Origin of the sequence: Pseudomonas sp. KK18 (assembly GCF_037094675.1) — a bacterium.
In the GTDB taxonomy this organism is placed as follows: Bacteria; Pseudomonadota; Gammaproteobacteria; order Pseudomonadales; family Pseudomonadaceae; genus Aquipseudomonas.
This window is the reverse complement of sequence record NZ_CP146605.1, coordinates 7,184,564-7,200,106: the sequence shown is the minus strand read 5'-3', so window position 1 is coordinate 7,200,106 and position 15,543 is coordinate 7,184,564. Positions and strand designations below refer to the sequence as shown.

The window sequence follows — 15,543 nt, the reverse complement described above, 5'->3', positions numbered from 1 at the left end:
TTTCGTCTCTGTTGATTGCTGCATCCTCCCAGGGGGGATGTGGTTCGATCCTAAACCATAGACCTAGGCAGCTCAAGAGATAGGCGCTACGCCATCTATCGAATTATTGAAGTGCCGGGCCGCCCATACGGCTTGTATTGGTACTGCGCGGCGAGGCGACGTGCTGAATGTTTCGAATGCAGCATTCAGATGCTGCAACGCTGCTGGTCGGATGGATTCCCTCCCTGGGTTGTATGGCCAATTGGAACGTGTGATTATATTGTTCTAATAGGTAGGGGGGGTATGGTATGAGTCACATGAGATCAAGCAAAGACAATCTTCTTAAGCGCGTAAAGCGAATCGCTGGGCAAGTCCAGGCGATTGAGCGAGCACTCGACTCTGATGATGACTGCTCGAAAACCCTGCTTTTGGTCGCTTCTGCCCGTGGCGCTATCAATGGGCTGATGGATGAAATTATCGAAGACCACGCTCGTGAACACGTCGCGAATCCGACACTCAGCAATGACGAAAGAGCGAAAGGTGTCGACGAGCTGCTCGAAGCCATTCGCCGCTATTCCAAATAGGATTTGCCCAGATGAGTAATTCGTACGCCGAGTATTCCCACGACCATATGTTCCTTGGGAAATCACATGAAGAAAACGCCAAGCGAACCTTGTGGGTGGTGGCCCTGACCGTCGTAATGATGGTTGCTGAAATCACCGCAGGTTATCTCACTGGCTCAATGGCGTTGCTTGCCGATGGTTTTCACATGGCAACGCATGCAGGAGCACTCGGCATAGCCGCAGCTGCTTACGCTTACGCTAAAAGACATGCCTCAAGTGCTCGCTACAGTTTTGGAACTGGCAAGGTGGGAGACTTGGGTGGCTTCGCTTCTGCTCTGATTTTGGGACTGGTTTCCTTGGGAATTGCTGGAGAGTCGCTGTTTCGTCTCTTTCAACCGACTCAAGTGCAATTCGGGACAGCGACTCTAATCGCGATTGTCGGACTAGCAGTGAATGTGGTGAGCGCGCTTTTGCTGTCTGGCGGTCATGATCATCACCATGGGCATGACCACGATCACGATGAATCTCACCATGCGCATGGCCACGACAATAATTTGCGCTCTGCTTACGTTCACGTCATTGCAGATGCACTGACATCAGTTCTGGCCATCGCAGCCCTTCTTGCTGGTCGATACCTTGGTTGGGTATGGCTCGACCCTGCAATGGGGATTGTGGGTGCCGTTGTGATTGCACGCTGGGCTTGGTCGTTGATGCGGGTGACTTCGGGTGTATTGCTCGACCAGACAGATGATCATGTCGCTGAAGAGATTCGTGAACTGGTTGAGCGACCGGGAGATGCTTCGATCATTGATCTTCATGTCTGGCAGGTTGGGCCGCAAGCCCGCGCCGCGATTGTGAGTGTTCTGGGCAGCCCAGCAGTCAATGCAGAAAACATACGAGAACGGCTTGCGACGGTTCATGAGATCACTCATCTGACAGTTGAGTACCGCACGAAGTTGGGCGCTGACGCACCCGATCAGATCGCCGTTCTGGCTTAGCAATGAAACCGCAGCACGCATAAGTTCGACGAGGAATTGAACAATGGCAAAGGACATCGAAAATCCCTGTATTTCTGTTTGCCAGCTGAACAGCGAACTGTGCGTTAGCTGCGGTCGCACCAAGGAAGACATCAGAAAATGGAAACGAATGAAGCGTCCAGAAAAAATGGCCGCTGTACAACGCGCGACCCTGCGTCTGAAGAGCCTTCAAAAAAAGAACTCTTAAGCCACCGTCATTTACGTTTTCTACTGTTTCAGCCGAGACAGATGTCCTGATTCGGGAAGGTACGCTGAGGGTGCAACGCCATCTCCGAACTTAACACTATCGCGATCAACTGCGCAGTGCTTGTCAGCATGCGGAGGATGGGGTCATCTCAAATTCTTATTGAGGACTGCGGTTCGGGGTTATCTGATTAGGCACAAGCATGCCTTTACGACGGCTGTTGATCGTCTTTAGCCATGGCTTGAGAATGAAATCGAAGGAGCATGTCCCGCTGCATGGTCATGAACGCTGACCATGCTGTGACGGGAGGGATGGGGTGGGATTAGTTTTGAGGGTACTCAGCAATGACCTGATCTGTGCCAGCTTTGGTCAGGCCGATTATCTGGTAGGCCTCATGCACTCCGTCGACTTCCATTCCTGGAGAACCAGGTGGCATGCCAGGAGCAGCGATCCCGAGAAGGTCGTCGCGTTTACTCATCGCAATTATTTGCTCAGCTGGCACGTGGCCTTCAACAAACTTCCCGTTGATCATCGCGGTGTGACAAGACGAGAGTCGTGGAGCGACACCCAGATCTAGTTTGAGAGCACTCATGTTGGTTTCTTCATGATCGATGACGGTGAAGCCATTGGCCTCAAGATGCTGAATCCATTTTTTGCAACATCCGCAGTTTGCATCACGATGCACATCGATGGTGAGGGCCTGCGCCGCTTGAGCCGTTGAGCCAATGAACAGCGCGGCGAATGTTGCGATACGCAGAAATCGACTTGAAAGTCGGAAGCTACCTGTCATGAATATTTCCTTTTCCCTCGGAGACGGCGAGATGTTCCATGAAGCAATAGAACCCCACTCAAGCGTTTATGCCGCTGCAAAGGTTACATTGAAGGATCTACTTTAGAGTCGGGGAGCCAACTCCCCGATCATTTGAATCCGTAGGGCTAGTGCTCAAATCGCTCAGAACCACATCCGAATACCAGCTACAAATCGGGCCTCGTTTGTTTTTTCCCCTTCATCGCTGGCCAGGTCAGCCGTTTTACCGTATGAGCGATTCCAGCTAACACCAATGTAGGGTGCGAATTGACGAGTAATTTCGTAGCGCAACCGCAGGCCTAGTTCGGTGTTGGCCAATCCAGATCCTATGCCGCGCTGAGGATCATTTTTCCCGTACAAGTTTACTTCGGCGGTCGGCTGCAAGATCAGGCGATTGGTCAACAGGATGTCGTAATCGCCTTCAAATCGAGCAGCGGTTTGACCGTTCTCACCAATATAAGCAGTCGCTTCAGCTTCAAAGTTATAGAGGGCCATGCCCTGAATACCGAGCGCTCCCCAGGTTTGAGGTGACCCGGGTTTGAAATCTTGTCGAATACCGGTGACGACATCCCACCATGGACCGATGGCGTGTCCCCACAGAGCCTGAAGTTCAGCGTTTTCGGTTACGCCATTTGTACGTTCACCTTCCGAACGCAACCAGAGGCGGTCGACGTCACCGCCGATCCACCCTTTTGCATCCCAAGCCAGCGCACTGCCGTTGTCAGCGTCTTGGTACTCAAATTTATCCAGGAGGATGAACGAGTTAATTTTTTTATCGTGCACACCATGGCCTGGTACGTCTGGAAAAGCGGCGGCCCGGTCAGCGTCGGTAAGTACGGGGATCGGGGTTCGGCTTGTGGTAGTCGCCCCTCCATCCATGCTTTGCATACCGTCCATTTGCCCGTTATCCATGCTCATCTTGCTGTGATCCATCGCGGCATCTTTCGCTTTGGCTGGTTTGGATTTTTGTGCAGTTGAAGGCTTTGCGTCCGCACTTGATGGCATCGCCATCGACGGATCCATCTCTTCAGCGGCTTGAGCCATAAAAAAGAATGCTGGACCGGTGGAGACTGCAAGTGCCATCAGCGTTGGGCGTAAAAACTTACTGGTCATGATCTCAATCTGCCTTTTTGGTTTTTTGGTCATGATCCATCGACTCATGGCTCATCTTGCTATGGTCCATTGACCCGTGATCTAGCTTCGAATCGTTTGCCGCTGCTGGCTTGTCCGTTGCTGTAGCAGGAACAGTGGTTGAATGATCGCTGCCATTTTCCTCTGCCAGCACCGTGGACGAGAGTCCACTCAGCAGGACAGCGGCAAAGAGGCAACCCACGAGGGAATTACGATTTAGGTATGTGCTCACAGATCGTCTCCTTTACTCATCAACCCGTACTTCACGGAACATGCCCATTTCCATATGGAAAAGCAGATGGCAGTGATATGCCCAGCGGCCTAAGGCATCAGCGGTGACTCGATAGCTGCGTTTGGTACCTGGTGGCATATCAATCGTGTGCTTGCGCACCATGAACTTGCCGTTCTCATCCTCGAGGTCACTCCACATGCCGTGAAGGTGGATGGGGTGGGTCATCATGGTGTCGTTCACCAAGGTGATGCGCAGACGCTCGCCATACTTCAGGCGCAGCGGTTCGGCGTCAGAGAATTTGATGCCGTTGAACGACCACGAAAACTTCTCCATGTGACCGGTCAGGTGAAGCTCGATGGTACGATTTGGCTCGCGGCCGTCAGGATCTTGGAAAGTGCTTTTCAAGTCGGAGTAAGTGAGCACTCGACGACCATTGTTCCGCAAGCCTATGCCAGGATCGTTCAGCTTTGGCGTTGGACTCATGGCTTGCATGTCAACCAAGGGATTGTTGGTTTCAGAGGCTGGGTGAGTCTGCATTTCTCCACCCATACCGCCCATGCCAGCCATCCCTGACATATCGCCACTGCCCATTCCTGCCATCTTGCTGTGGTCCATGCCAGCCATGTTGGACATGTCGCCTTTGTCCATGCCAGCCATCTTGCTGTGGTCCATGCCAGCCATGTTAGTCATGTCACCGCTGTCCATGCCGGTCATCCCGGTCATGTCACCTTGGTTCATCCCTGCCATCTTGCTGTGATCCATGCCGGCCATGTCGCCGCCGCCCATTCCACCCGAGCTGCCATGGTCCATACCAGCCATACCGCCCATCCCCATGTCATCCATAGTTACTATAGGACGTGGGTCAATCGCAGGTATCGGTGCCTTTAGGCCGTCACGCACTGCAAGTGTTCCGCTGGCGTAACCTGTGCGATCCATAGACTGAGCGAAGATGGTGTAAGCCTCATCAGTAGCAGTCTCCACAATAACGTCATATGTTTCAGCTACCGCAATACGAAACTCGTCGACGCTCACCGGCTTGACATGTTGACCGTCTGCGGCAACCACGGTCATCTTCAACCCAGGAATGCGGACGTCGAAATAGCTCATGGCGGAGCCGTTGATAAAGCGCAGACGGAGTTTCTCACCCGGTTTGAAAATACCAGTCCAGTTACCGTTGGGTGCCTGGCCATTCATGAGATAGGTATAGGTATCCGCGCTGACATCGCCGAGGTCAGTAGGACTCATGTTCATCTCAGCCCACATCTTTCGATCTGCTACCGTCGAAGACCAACCTTTGCTGCTGACATCGTCTATGAAGTCTCCGACGGTGCGCTTGTGATGGTTGTAATAGCCCGATTGTTTCTTGAGCTTCGCCATAACGCGACTGGGATCTTCGTCGGTCCAGTCAGTCAACATCACCACGTAGTCGCGATCGTATTGAAACGGTTCAGGTTCTTTCGAATCGATGACGATTGGACCGTAAACGCCTGCCTGCTCCTGCAAACCCGAGTGGCTGTGATACCAGTAGGTTCCGTTCTGATGAAGCTTGAATTTGTATTCGTACATGCCATCGGGTGCGATGCCATGGAAGCTCAAGCCAGGCACACCGTCCATGTTGGCGGGTAGGATGATCCCGTGCCAATGGATTGATGTGTCTTGGTCTAGACGGTTTTTTACACGCAGAGTGACGGTCTCCCCCTCACGCCAACGCAGCAAAGGTCCGGGCAATGATCCGTTGATGGTCATAGCTGTGCGAGGCGAGCCTGTGATGTTTACAGGGCTTTCACCAATAAACAGATCAAATTCGTTACCGGAGAGTACGCTCGGCATACCAGGACTTGTCACCGCCCATACAGGAGTGCGCCAAAGGCCAAGGCCGCCGAGAATGCCACCAGCGGCCAAGCCTTTCACGAATGTCCGCCTAGAGGTTTTGGAGTGCATGCCGTTATGTCCAATCAGTCAAAAGGGAAGCCGCGCGAAACAACAAATGAATTGTCTGGATGAGACTCACTCACCGTTACAAAAGACGAACTCAAACGGTAAGCGAGCTCAGAAGTTGCCACATTTAAACCACCACAGTGATTACATTTCTGTCAGCTTGTGAGCGTAGCTCAAATATTTAGCAATTTTTGTGGTCCATCGCCCTGGCTTTGCTTTCCGCGACAGGAGGCTGGGCATTTTTCGTTTGGGCTACTTGGTACGATTCCATCGAGTTACTCCTGGCCGCTTCCATACGTTCGAAAGTGCGGTCACCTCCGCCTTCAGCCATAGCAAAAGAAGATACGGTCAGAGCAGCGATGACGAACAAGGTTTTGATAGGGTTCATTTGGGTTTCCTCTGATAGATGGTAGCCCCTGAATCCACAACAAAGTTGATGCTCAGGGAAGAGCTTAAGGCTCAATAAGACTATAAGACTGATTCCCTGTCAGGCAGCTTAGGCCAATATTACAGTTGTGTCAGGTTCCGATATTTCTCTTGAGGTGCGATGTACTTAATCCGTATGGTCTATCCACTGTCGGAGTTCGCTGAAACCAATCTCCTAAAATTTAGCCGTTCGGTGTTCTGTGCTTTCGGTCACTTTCACAGGGCTTGACGTTTTTTGAATTTGCACCGGAGTTATAAGTCGACTTAGACGCACCACATTCAACACATAAGTGTTTGATATAGGTGAAAATTGGAAATAGTAGCGTAACGGAAGGTGGCCGCTTGTGAGCATTAATTTTGAAAAAGCGCTTGGCTCCGCCGAAAGAGCGTTAGTTTATCGCAGCCAAAGAGCCGAGGTACTTAGCAATAATATCGCTAACGCCGATACTCCTAACTTTAAGGCTAGAGATTTGGAGTTTTCTGCTGTGCTCGCCAGCCAGACAACACGAGGCTTGAATTCTCCATTCTCTTTGAAAACAACAAACATAAAACATATTGCCATTAACGAATCAGCAAGTGATGGTCAACGTGATGCTTTGTTTTACAGCACGCCTTACCAACCTTCAATTGATCAAAATACTGTGGATGCACAGCTTGAAGTTGCAAAGTTTACTGAGAACGAAATTCATTTTGAAAGCGCTTTTAATAGATTGAACGGAGCATTTAAGGGGCTGCTTAAAGCTCTGCGAGGTGATTAGTAAAATTTACCCAACAATGAAATCAGCGCCTTAAGCGCTGATTTGCGATGGGAAACCGAGTGATTCGACAGCTTTACGAACTTGCTCTGGGTTTTCGCTACTTTCAACGCTTACCTTACCTGCCGCGCGATCCACGGAAACTTTAGCCTCGCTGTCCAACGATTGAATCGCTTTAGTGATTTTGCTGACGCAGCTACCGCAACCAATGCCTGATACGTTTAAGACGAACATGGTTATTCCTCTTGTGCTGAGCGGTCTCTTTTCACCGCGATGACAGCATCAACGTTGACACCGCGGTAAGGTCAAGAGTTATGTTTTGTGGGGTGCGAGCAACGGTTTCGCTCAAGCTATATGGGTATTCCTCAGTCTCAAAGCATTGAAAACTACAGACGCAGAACTGACGCTCATGGCTAACGCAGCGATCATTGGCGACAGAAGGTGCCCCGTCAGCGGATAGAGTAGGCCTGCGGCCAAGGGAATACCCATTGAGTTGTAAAGGAAGGCGAAACCCAAGTTTTGCCGCATGTTTTTTACTGTCGCAACCGAAAGTGCCCGTGCCCGTAGAATCCCCATCAGGTCGCCTTTTACCAGCGTGAGCTGAGCGCTATTCATCGCGACATCAGTCCCTGTACCCATGGCAATGCCCACATCTGCACGCGCCAAGGCCGGTGCGTCGTTGATACCGTCGCCGGCCATGGCAACCTTTCGACCGTATCGCTGGAGGTCCGCCACCAGGCGCTCTTTGTCCTGAGGTTTAACTTCTCCATGAACCTCTTCAATACCCATCTCCTTGGCGACAGCACGTGCGGTGGTGAGCCCGTCTCCGGTGGCCATGATGATTTTTACGTTATCAGCTTTAAGCTTGGTGACTGCTTCTTTGGAGGTCGGTTTTATCGGATCTGAGACCGCCAGTAATCCTGCCAGAACCCCGTCAACTGCTAGATAGATGATGCTGATGCCTTCAAGGCGCAACAACTCTGCACGGTACTGTAAGACCTTAGTGCTTACACCGGCAGCGTCCATCAGTGCTGTGTTGCCCAGCTGTACCTTCTTGCCATCAACAAGGCCACTGACTCCAATCCCAGACCCGGACTCAAACGATTCAGGCTTGGTGAGCGCGATATTTTCAGTTCGGGCGTGATCGACGATGGCGTGCGCCAAAGGATGTTCGCTGCCTTGATCAAGGCTAGCGGCCAGTTGAAGAACATCGTGTGGGTTGAAATCTGGTGTGGCCTCCACACTGTGAAATACCGGCCGTCCCTCTGTCAGGGTCCCCGTTTTATCGACAATCAGCGTGTCGATCTTGCAAAGGTTTTCAATAGCACTGGCGTCCCTGAACAGCACACCCATACTGGCCGCTTTACCCGTCGAAACCATGATCGACATGGGCGTTGCGAGACCAAGTGCACAGGGGCAAGCGATGATAAGTACGGCGACAGCGTTGATCAGGCCGAAGACCCAGCTGGGTTCCGGGCCGAATAGTCCCCAGCCTAAGAATGTCAGCAACGCAATCGCGATAACCCCCATCACAAAGTAGCCGGCGATCGAGTCGGCCATTCTTTGCATTGGCGCTTTGGAGCGTTGGGCTAGAGCAACCATTTGCACTATCTGCGATAGCATGGTGTCGGCGCCGACCTTTTGCGCCTCCATCACCAAGCTCCCGTGAGTATTAAGCGTGGCGCCGATCAAACTATCCCCTGGTCTTTTCATTACCGGCACAGGTTCACCAGTGAGCATGGACTCATCCACCGCACTTTCTCCCTCGAGCACAGAGCCATCAACTGGCACCTTTTCACCAGGTCTGACCCGCAAATGGTCGCCCAAGTGAACATGGGTAAGAGGAATGTCTTCCTCCTGACCATCGGCGTTGATCTTGCGTGCAGTTTTGGGAGATAGGCCTAGAAGGGACTTAATGGCGGCGGAGGTTTGTGACCGTGCTTTTAGCTCAAGAATCTGCCCAAGCAAGGTGAGCGAGATGATGACTGCAGCGGCTTCGAAGTAAACGCCGATGCGTCCATCTTGCATGAAGGTGGTGGGAAAACTTTGGGGAAAGAGGGTTGCTGCGACGCTGTAAAGATAAGCTGCGGAAGTACCCAAACCTATCAGAGTCCACATATTTGGACTGCGATTTCTAACAGATGCTATGCCCCTTACAAAAAAGGGCCACCCTGCCCATAAGGTGACCGGTGTCGCAAGAGCAAACTCGATCCAGTTTTGAACCGAGCCATGGAAGAGTTGTAATGAATGGCCCGCCATGGCTAGAACGGTCACTATCACGGTTAAAGGCAGAGACCACCAAAAGCGGCGCGCGAAATCACGGAGCTCGGTTTTGTCATCGTCATCTAGCGCCGGAATGACAGGTTCTAATGTCATGCCACATTTTGGGCAATTGCCGGGCCCTGGCTGTTTTATTTCCGGGTGCATCGGGCAGGTAAATTCAGTGGCTACTTGGAGCGCGGGCTCTGTAGCCGCGATGCTGGGTTCAGTGCTGGGATGAATACCGCTGTAGTGCTCTGGAGCTGCCCGAAATTTCTCTTGGCATTTCTGGCTGCAAAACTGATAAATCTGTCCCTGATAAGACTCGCCAAATTTACTTGGAGGCGTAATCGTCATGCCGCACACCGGGTCACGTAGATCAGCGTCAGGGGGCGAGGCTGCGTGGGTAGGACCGTGATCGTGGTGGCTCGGTTTATTGGGCATAGCTATTTCTCTTCCTTGTTGGCTTGCGCCTGATTGCCATGGTCATGTGCGCCATGTCCATGCCCAAAAAAATGCATCAATGGACAGATCAACAGAATGAGATAGGGCAAGTATGGATAGACGTGGCTGAAATGCTCCCGCACCACGTAGAAGGCGCCGATCACAATGAACATAATCAGCACAACGCCTGTTTTGCGCGTCCAAAATGGGGTGGTGATGCTTCCAGCCGGATGCTGATGGTTATTCATGATCTAGACCCCAGCGTGTGAGCGAATTGCTCTGATGTCTGCCTCAGAGCGTAGCCAACTCTTGAGGAGACGCGGGTTTAGCGGTCAGTTCAGGCTCACTTCAGGTCAAATTGACCGACCATCCCAGACTGGTAATGACCTGGCACGTTGCAGGCAAATTGAAGTCCAGTTGTATTGTTGAAGGTCCAGATCAATTCCTTTGTTGCTCCTGGCTCGATCAGCATGCTGTTCGGGTCGTTGTGTTCCATTCCAACCATCTTCATCCCTCCCATGCTGTGACCCATGCTGCCCGTCATTTTCCCTGACCCGGTGGGTGTAAGCGTTCCATTCTGGAACATGCTCGCCATTTCTTTTTGGTGCGCCGCATGAGCGGCGGCTTGGCCGATATTGAATTCGTGCAGCAGTGCGCCCTTATTACGAAGGACAAAACGAATAGTCTCACCAGGCTTCACATCGATGTTTTTAGGCATGAAGAAAATATCACCCATCTCCACATCTACCGTACGGGTCACCGCAGAAGCGACGCCAGGCTGGCCGATGTCCTCTTTGCCATGACCTACGTCTGCCATGGCCGTCGCACCGAAGAATAAGGTGATCGCCGCAATAACTGGGGTAACGAGCTTAGCTTTCATGATGACCTCAAGAGCAAATGGAAAACACTAGCTATGCTAAACGGATAGAGCTGCCAGCTAACTGACGTGAACACTACATTTCTGTCAGTTTCCAAGAGTAGTACGGCGCGCATATGACGCCGTACCAACCGAGCGGATCAAACAGCCCATCGGAGGTACCCGGTTACTGATGGTTCTCAGAAAGCATCAGTTTGTGTTCGCGCTGCATTTGGTTCAAAACGTCATCAACCATAGCGTCGTGCTTTTCCATCCAGGAAAGATGTTCCTGAGGCGACATTGATGCTTTTGGGTGATCCTGATGGAGTTGGTTCATGATTTCGCCCAGCAGTTTCATATGCTCGGCCATGTGTACATGGCGCTCTCCCTCTGGGGCTTTTTCAGCTTGCACCAAGGTCGCTTCTGCTTTGTCGCGTAGGCTTTCCATACGCTCCGCAATCCGATCTGCGCCACCTTCAGCCAAAGCAGACGCTGAGATGAGTATCGAACCCACAAAGAAAAGGATTTTTAGATGATTCATGAGGAAGCTCCTTTTTGATCTGTTTTCCGGCTCCCCCAAGGTTTCATGCGGAGGCGTCGGTCGAGTACTAGGGAGTACCCATGCTCGAACCCTAGACAGCACTCGCTGACATCTACCTGAAGCCAATATTACTTTTCTGTCAGTTGCTGGTTGGCAGAAGCATTTCCTTGCAGACTCATCATCACAATCATTCGAGAGCCACCCCCATGAGACTTCTGGTTGCGGAAGACGAACCCAAAATAGGCATTTATTTGCAGCAAGGTCTTGCTGAGGCAGGGTTCAATGTTGATCGCTTTACCAATGGTAAGGAGGCGCTTCAACACGCGTTGAGCGAGGCTTATGACCTGCTGATTCTCGATGTGATGATGCCTGGGCTGGACGGATGGGAAGTACTTCAGAAGGTGCGGGCATCCGGAAAAAATGTCCCCGTGCTTTTTCTCACGGCGCGAGACCGCGTCGAGGATCGCGTCAAAGGACTTGAGCTGGGGGCAGACGATTACCTCATAAAACCCTTCGCTTTTTCTGAATTGCTTGCCCGCGTCAGAACGCTGCTGCGAAGAGGGAGTACAGCCCCCTCCCAAACTCATATGAAATTGGCTGATCTTGAGGTTGACCTGCTCAAGCGCAGGGTTGTCCGTGGAGGCAAACGTATATATCTCACGGCCAAAGAGTTTGCGTTACTCGAATTGCTGCTCCGTCGTCGAGGTGAGGTGCTGCCTAAGTCGCTTATCGCTTCCCAGGTGTGGGACATGAACTTCGACAGCGATACGAACGTCATCGAGGTCGCCGTAAGGCGGCTCAGAGCAAAGATTGATGATGATTTTGAGGTCAAGCTTATCCACACCTCCCGAGGCATGGGCTACATGCTAGATGCGCCGGATTCTGGGACGGGGCTGGAATGAAGCGAATGTCTCTGACTACCCGCATGAGCCTGATGTTCATGCTAGCTGTAACGGCGGTGCTCACCGTCGCTGGACTCAGTTTTAACAGCCTTAGCCGGCATCATTTCAAAATGCTAGATCAGCAGGCGCTAAACGAGAAGCTACACTCGACCCAAAGAATTTTGACGGGATTGAGTAGCATTGACCAGTTCAGTGATGTTAAGCCTGAGTTGGAGGCGCTGCTGGGTGCTCACCGAGATTTGACAGCCCTGATCTTCGATGGTCACGGCAAGACCCTTTTTGCTGATCCAGGTCCAATCGATATTCCTGAAGACTTTCGCACGACCTCAAACAACAACGTTTGGGAGTGGCGTGATGATGAGCAAACGTTCCGGGGAATAACGGCGCAGGCGATTGTGACTGGACAAGAAAAACCGCTGACCGTTATGTTGATCTTTGACGTTACGCAACATATGGCGTTCTTTGAGACGCTTGAACGCTGGTTTTTGATAGGGTTGTTTATAAGCGCGCTGGTCAGTGCGGCGCTGGGCTGGATGGTCGCGAGCAGTGGACTAAGACCTATTCGCCAGGTTACTCAAGTCGCTGCGTCAATGTCTGCTAAATCGCTCAAAGAACGGATTCCTTTAGCGGCCGTGCCTAAAGAGCTTCAGCAGATGGTGCTTTCTTTCAATGCAATGTTATCTAGACTTGACGATGCATTTGTTCGCTTATCAAACTTCTCTGCGGACATTGCTCACGAACTACGAACACCAGTCAGCAATTTGATGACACACACCGAAGTGGTGCTTTCTCGAAAAAGGAATATTGAAGATTACGAAGACAACTTGTATTCGAATCTTGATGACCTGAAGCGTATGGGGCGGATGATCGATGACATGCTTTTTCTAGCGAAATCAGATAATGGTCTGATTACTCATGAAAACAAACCGATAGACTTGGTAGCGCTAGTAGAAAAATTACTCGAGTACTACCGCTTGTTGGCTGATGAGCAAGGCATCGACCTTAAGGTGACAGGGAGGGGCAGCGTCCGAGGTGACGTTCTTATGCTCGACAGGGCTATCTCTAATCTGCTCTCGAATGCCCTCCGGTACACCCCCGCAGGGAAATGTATCAGCGTCGATATAAGGCAGGAAGGGACGTCAATCTCTGTCTCCGTGGAAAACCCTGGAGAACCTATCGCTCCTGAGCACCTTGAAAAACTGTTTGATCGATTTTATCGAGTGGACCCCGCTCGTAGAGAAGGAAACCCAAGTAATGCGGGGCTAGGCTTATCAATCACTCGATCCATTATCGAGTCGCATGGCGGCAAGATATGGTGCACGTCGTCAGATGGAAAAACAGCCTTTCATATACAGCTCCCATGTGCGAGTGCAGAAAATGCCTAATCAACGACACCATATACACCCGAGCAGCTATGTGGTCTTGCGAACGGTTTTCACGGTGTGAACGTCGCAAAACGGAAGCCCGTTTTAACCATTTTTTCAAGAAATTCAGCGTCCCAAAGCAGGTCCAAGCTGACTGAAATGTAATCGAATAGTTTGCGTTCGTGTGGCATCGTGTACTTGCGCTGTGACGTTGGAATTCTTGTGATTATTCCTGTCCAGCCCGCCCTAGAACACGGAATTTGCTAGGTAGCTCGCCAGTGTTTTTAATAAGCGTAAAAGTAATAACTAGATACTCATCAAAAACCTAGAATCAACAGCTTTTGCTGTGAGGAGTCTTGCATGTCATTCCTTAAAACCACCACCGTAGCTGTAGCACTGACAGCGGGTTTGCTTTTGAGTGCAGTTGCTCAAGCACATCCAAAGCTGCTTTCTTCTACTCCAGCAGAAGGGTCGGATGTTGCTGCTCCTGCGAAAATTGAACTGCAATTTTCTGAGAATCTAACGACTCAGTTTTCCGGTGCTAAGCTGATCATGACCGATATGCCTGGCATGCCTAACTCCCCAATGGGCGTTAAAGCAGCCGTTGCAGGCGGTGGAGATCCTAAGACGATGGTTATTACGCCTGCATCGCCATTGACCACAGGTACTTATAAAGTTGAGTGGCGTGCCGTCTCGTCTGACACTCATCCAATCACCGGCAATTTTTCTTTCAAAGTGAAATGATTCATGAGCGACTCAATAAATATAGCTGTTCGCTTTGCTCTATATTTTGATCTGATGCTGTTATTTGGACTGGCAATATTTGGTCTTTATAGCCTGAGGGGAAAAGAGAGAGTATCGGGAGCGGTTTTAAATTTTGAGTCGCTTCTTTACAGTACATCTGTTTTAGGTGTAGCTCTGTCTCTAGCAGCCATGTTGTTGCTTGCGAAAGCTATGAGTGGTGTGTCGGGCTTCATGGAGCTACATCACCATATTTTTCAAATGGTTCTCATGGGGACTGACGTCGGTTTGACCTGGATGGTCCGGATAGTGGCGTTGCTGACGGCTGTTCTCGGCGTTGCTCTGAGCAAGCGCTTTCCGACACTCAGTCTTTGGATTGTCACTGTATGTGGCGCCATTGCGCTAGCGACGCTGGCATGGACAGGGCATGGTGCGATGGACGAAGGGAGCCGTCGTTACTGGCATTTTACTAGCGACATCTTCCATCTCTTGGCCGCAGGCGGTTGGTTGGGTGCGTTGGCAGCATTTGCACTGCTGCTGCGTTTAAAATCGCTGAAAGGTGATCAGGAAGTACGAGTTCTTGCTCGGGTACTGACAGGGTTTGAATCGGCCGGCGCGGTGATTGTAGTGATCATCAGTATAACGGGCGTGGTGAATTATCTATTTATCGTAGGACCGAGCCTCGATGAGGTGATGCTCAGCACTTATGGCCAGTTGCTATTTTTGAAAATCCTGCTATTTGCAGGGATGATCGTATTAGCCACGCTTAACCGTTTTCATCTAAGCCCCTTATTGGAGCGATCAGTTCGCAATGGCGAATACGCTGTCGCGGTGAATGCCTTGCGCCGTAGCATGAAACTTGAGTTTTCAATGGCGGTCATCATTATCTGTCTTGTCGCATGGTTAGGTACTTTAAGCCCTGTCATGGAAATGAGCGCAGCATAGACGTTGGTAACAGCCAATACAGGAGTCTTAAGGGTGAATTGTAAGGGCCATTTGCACCGTCTACACTTTAGCCCATGAAACGCTATGTGCGGTGTTGCCTGATTTTCCTAATTAGCTTGGCGCTTCCCCTTAGCGGGATGGCGGGTGTTCAGGCATCGACTGAACCATGCCCGATGAAAACCATGGGTATAGCGATGATGGATGGTATGGGTCAAGACTGCTGCCACGACATGAAAAGTACCGCTGAGCATGGCAAACCTTGTAAGTCGGGCCAGGAATGCAAAACGGGCGGCATGCTGCAAGTCTCGATCATCAAGCCTCCTATTACCTTGTCCAGTCCAATCGTTCTGCCCTTCTCCAGCCATTTCCCACTCGTACAAACCCCTTCTGGGTTATGGCGACCTCCCCGTACTTGATTCCTGTACCACACTGAGCCTC

Annotated in this window: 19 protein-coding genes; 9 read left to right on the top strand and 10 right to left on the bottom strand. The window is 51.1% G+C overall.

Annotated features, from left to right (window positions below):
* Positions 1 to 287: 287 nt before the first annotated feature.
* From V6607_RS32860 to V6607_RS32850, 3 genes are read left to right on the top strand one after another with little or no spacing between them, the layout of a single operon-like run.
* Positions 288 to 563 (top strand): metal/formaldehyde-sensitive transcriptional repressor, encoded by a 276-nt coding sequence (locus V6607_RS32860; protein ID WP_025992775.1) that lies wholly within the window; start codon positions 288 to 290, stop codon positions 561 to 563.
* An 11-nt stretch (positions 564 to 574) separates the two neighbouring features.
* On the top strand, positions 575 to 1,540 hold the full coding sequence (gene dmeF / locus V6607_RS32855; protein WP_032856632.1) for a CDF family Co(II)/Ni(II) efflux transporter DmeF: 966 nt from the start codon (positions 575 to 577) through the stop codon (positions 1,538 to 1,540).
* Between the two features lie 43 nt (positions 1,541 to 1,583).
* On the top strand, positions 1,584 to 1,766 hold the full coding sequence (locus V6607_RS32850; protein ID WP_017341650.1) for a DUF1289 domain-containing protein: 183 nt from the start codon (positions 1,584 to 1,586) through the stop codon (positions 1,764 to 1,766).
* A 319-nt stretch (positions 1,767 to 2,085) separates the two neighbouring features.
* Here the strand turns inward: V6607_RS32850 and V6607_RS32845 are convergent, their stop codons facing one another.
* From V6607_RS32845 to V6607_RS32825, 5 genes are all read right to left on the bottom strand, one after another.
* Positions 2,086 to 2,553, bottom strand: coding sequence for a DUF411 domain-containing protein (locus V6607_RS32845; RefSeq protein ID WP_032856633.1), 468 nt, complete (start codon positions 2,551 to 2,553; stop codon positions 2,086 to 2,088).
* A 162-nt stretch (positions 2,554 to 2,715) separates the two neighbouring features.
* Positions 2,716 to 3,717, bottom strand: a complete 1,002-nt coding sequence (locus V6607_RS32840) for a copper resistance protein B (RefSeq protein ID WP_032856634.1) — start codon at positions 3,715 to 3,717, stop codon at positions 2,716 to 2,718.
* Entirely contained in the window at positions 3,689 to 3,934 is a 246-nt protein-coding gene (locus tag V6607_RS32835; protein ID WP_099170805.1) for a hypothetical protein, read from the bottom strand. Before V6607_RS32835 ends, V6607_RS32840 begins: the two co-directional genes overlap by 29 nt.
* A 12-nt stretch (positions 3,935 to 3,946) precedes the next feature.
* The gene (locus tag V6607_RS32830) at positions 3,947 to 5,875 is read right to left on the bottom strand and encodes a copper resistance system multicopper oxidase (protein ID WP_032856635.1); all 1,929 of its coding nucleotides are present in this window, start codon (positions 5,873 to 5,875) and stop codon (positions 3,947 to 3,949) included.
* Between the two features lie 178 nt (positions 5,876 to 6,053).
* The gene (locus V6607_RS32825) at positions 6,054 to 6,260 is read right to left on the bottom strand and encodes a co-regulatory protein PtrA N-terminal domain-containing protein (RefSeq protein WP_032856636.1); all 207 of its coding nucleotides are present in this window, start codon (positions 6,258 to 6,260) and stop codon (positions 6,054 to 6,056) included.
* A gap of 382 nt (positions 6,261 to 6,642) precedes the next feature.
* Between V6607_RS32825 and flgB the strand changes: the two genes are divergently transcribed.
* The gene (flgB, locus tag V6607_RS32820; protein ID WP_080761982.1) at positions 6,643 to 7,056 is read left to right on the top strand and encodes a flagellar basal body rod protein FlgB; all 414 of its coding nucleotides are present in this window, start codon (positions 6,643 to 6,645) and stop codon (positions 7,054 to 7,056) included.
* A gap of 30 nt (positions 7,057 to 7,086) precedes the next feature.
* Here flgB and V6607_RS32815 read toward each other — a convergent pair whose 3' ends face one another.
* From V6607_RS32815 to V6607_RS32795, 5 genes are all read right to left on the bottom strand, one after another.
* Positions 7,087 to 7,287, bottom strand: coding sequence for a heavy metal-associated domain-containing protein (locus V6607_RS32815; protein ID WP_074321237.1), 201 nt, complete (start codon positions 7,285 to 7,287; stop codon positions 7,087 to 7,089).
* A 111-nt stretch (positions 7,288 to 7,398) separates the two neighbouring features.
* Positions 7,399 to 9,669 (bottom strand): heavy metal translocating P-type ATPase, encoded by a 2,271-nt coding sequence (locus V6607_RS32810; protein WP_159440117.1) that lies wholly within the window; start codon positions 9,667 to 9,669, stop codon positions 7,399 to 7,401.
* 89 nt (positions 9,670 to 9,758) lie between these two features.
* Positions 9,759 to 10,004 (bottom strand): DUF2933 domain-containing protein, encoded by a 246-nt coding sequence (locus tag V6607_RS32805; protein WP_050587200.1) that lies wholly within the window; start codon positions 10,002 to 10,004, stop codon positions 9,759 to 9,761.
* Between the two features lie 95 nt (positions 10,005 to 10,099).
* A complete protein-coding gene (locus V6607_RS32800) occupies positions 10,100 to 10,636 on the bottom strand; it encodes a plastocyanin/azurin family copper-binding protein (RefSeq protein ID WP_019334911.1) in 537 nt (178 codons plus the stop codon).
* A gap of 163 nt (positions 10,637 to 10,799) precedes the next feature.
* Positions 10,800 to 11,153, bottom strand: a complete 354-nt coding sequence (locus tag V6607_RS32795; protein ID WP_019334912.1) for a co-regulatory protein PtrA N-terminal domain-containing protein — start codon at positions 11,151 to 11,153, stop codon at positions 10,800 to 10,802.
* A gap of 206 nt (positions 11,154 to 11,359) precedes the next feature.
* Here V6607_RS32795 and V6607_RS32790 point away from each other — a divergent pair, with 206 nt between their 5' ends.
* The 5 genes from V6607_RS32790 (at position 11,360) to V6607_RS32770 (ending at position 15,521) form a co-directional block, all read left to right on the top strand.
* The gene (locus tag V6607_RS32790; protein ID WP_032856637.1) at positions 11,360 to 12,055 is read left to right on the top strand and encodes a heavy metal response regulator transcription factor; all 696 of its coding nucleotides are present in this window, start codon (positions 11,360 to 11,362) and stop codon (positions 12,053 to 12,055) included.
* Complete coding sequence (gene copS / locus V6607_RS32785) at positions 12,052 to 13,440, top strand: copper resistance membrane spanning protein CopS (RefSeq protein ID WP_032901844.1); 1,389 nt, start codon at positions 12,052 to 12,054, stop codon at positions 13,438 to 13,440. Before V6607_RS32790 ends, copS begins: the two co-directional genes overlap by 4 nt.
* Before the next feature lie 339 nt (positions 13,441 to 13,779).
* A complete protein-coding gene (copC, locus tag V6607_RS32780) occupies positions 13,780 to 14,163 on the top strand; it encodes a copper homeostasis periplasmic binding protein CopC (protein WP_017341635.1) in 384 nt (127 codons plus the stop codon).
* 3 nt (positions 14,164 to 14,166) lie between these two features.
* Positions 14,167 to 15,105 carry a copper homeostasis membrane protein CopD gene (gene copD, locus V6607_RS32775; RefSeq protein ID WP_019334915.1) on the top strand — a complete coding sequence of 313 codons (939 nt, stop codon included), beginning with the start codon at positions 14,167 to 14,169 and terminating at the stop codon, positions 15,103 to 15,105.
* Between the two features lie 74 nt (positions 15,106 to 15,179).
* Positions 15,180 to 15,521, top strand: a complete 342-nt coding sequence (locus tag V6607_RS32770) for a hypothetical protein (RefSeq protein ID WP_080761980.1) — start codon at positions 15,180 to 15,182, stop codon at positions 15,519 to 15,521.
* Positions 15,522 to 15,543: the final 22 nt, after the last annotated feature.

Excerpts from the sequence above, each read along its gene's own strand:
- V6607_RS32840 (WP_032856634.1), bottom strand. The coding sequence starts at position 3,717 with ATGACCAAAAAACCAAAAAGGCAGATTGAGATCATGACCAGTAAGTTT.
- V6607_RS32805 (WP_050587200.1), bottom strand. The coding sequence starts at position 10,004 with ATGAATAACCATCAGCATCCGGCTGGAAGCATCACCACCCCATTTTGG.
- V6607_RS32830 (WP_032856635.1), bottom strand. The coding sequence starts at position 5,875 with ATGCACTCCAAAACCTCTAGGCGGACATTCGTGAAAGGCTTGGCCGCT.
- V6607_RS32795 (WP_019334912.1), bottom strand. The coding sequence starts at position 11,153 with ATGAATCATCTAAAAATCCTTTTCTTTGTGGGTTCGATACTCATCTCA.
- V6607_RS32800 (WP_019334911.1), bottom strand. The coding sequence starts at position 10,636 with ATGAAAGCTAAGCTCGTTACCCCAGTTATTGCGGCGATCACCTTATTC.
- V6607_RS32850 (WP_017341650.1), top strand. The coding sequence starts at position 1,584 with ATGGCAAAGGACATCGAAAATCCCTGTATTTCTGTTTGCCAGCTGAAC.
- V6607_RS32825 (WP_032856636.1), bottom strand. The coding sequence starts at position 6,260 with ATGAACCCTATCAAAACCTTGTTCGTCATCGCTGCTCTGACCGTATCT.
- copD (WP_019334915.1), top strand. The coding sequence starts at position 14,167 with ATGAGCGACTCAATAAATATAGCTGTTCGCTTTGCTCTATATTTTGAT.
- V6607_RS32790 (WP_032856637.1), top strand. The coding sequence starts at position 11,360 with ATGAGACTTCTGGTTGCGGAAGACGAACCCAAAATAGGCATTTATTTG.
- dmeF (WP_032856632.1), top strand. The coding sequence starts at position 575 with ATGAGTAATTCGTACGCCGAGTATTCCCACGACCATATGTTCCTTGGG.
- V6607_RS32845 (WP_032856633.1), bottom strand. The coding sequence starts at position 2,553 with ATGACAGGTAGCTTCCGACTTTCAAGTCGATTTCTGCGTATCGCAACA.
- V6607_RS32770 (WP_080761980.1), top strand. The coding sequence starts at position 15,180 with ATGAAACGCTATGTGCGGTGTTGCCTGATTTTCCTAATTAGCTTGGCG.
- copS (WP_032901844.1), top strand. The coding sequence starts at position 12,052 with ATGAAGCGAATGTCTCTGACTACCCGCATGAGCCTGATGTTCATGCTA.
- V6607_RS32815 (WP_074321237.1), bottom strand. The coding sequence starts at position 7,287 with ATGTTCGTCTTAAACGTATCAGGCATTGGTTGCGGTAGCTGCGTCAGC.
- copC (WP_017341635.1), top strand. The coding sequence starts at position 13,780 with ATGTCATTCCTTAAAACCACCACCGTAGCTGTAGCACTGACAGCGGGT.
- V6607_RS32810 (WP_159440117.1), bottom strand. The coding sequence starts at position 9,669 with ATGACGATTACGCCTCCAAGTAAATTTGGCGAGTCTTATCAGGGACAG.
- V6607_RS32860 (WP_025992775.1), top strand. The coding sequence starts at position 288 with ATGAGTCACATGAGATCAAGCAAAGACAATCTTCTTAAGCGCGTAAAG.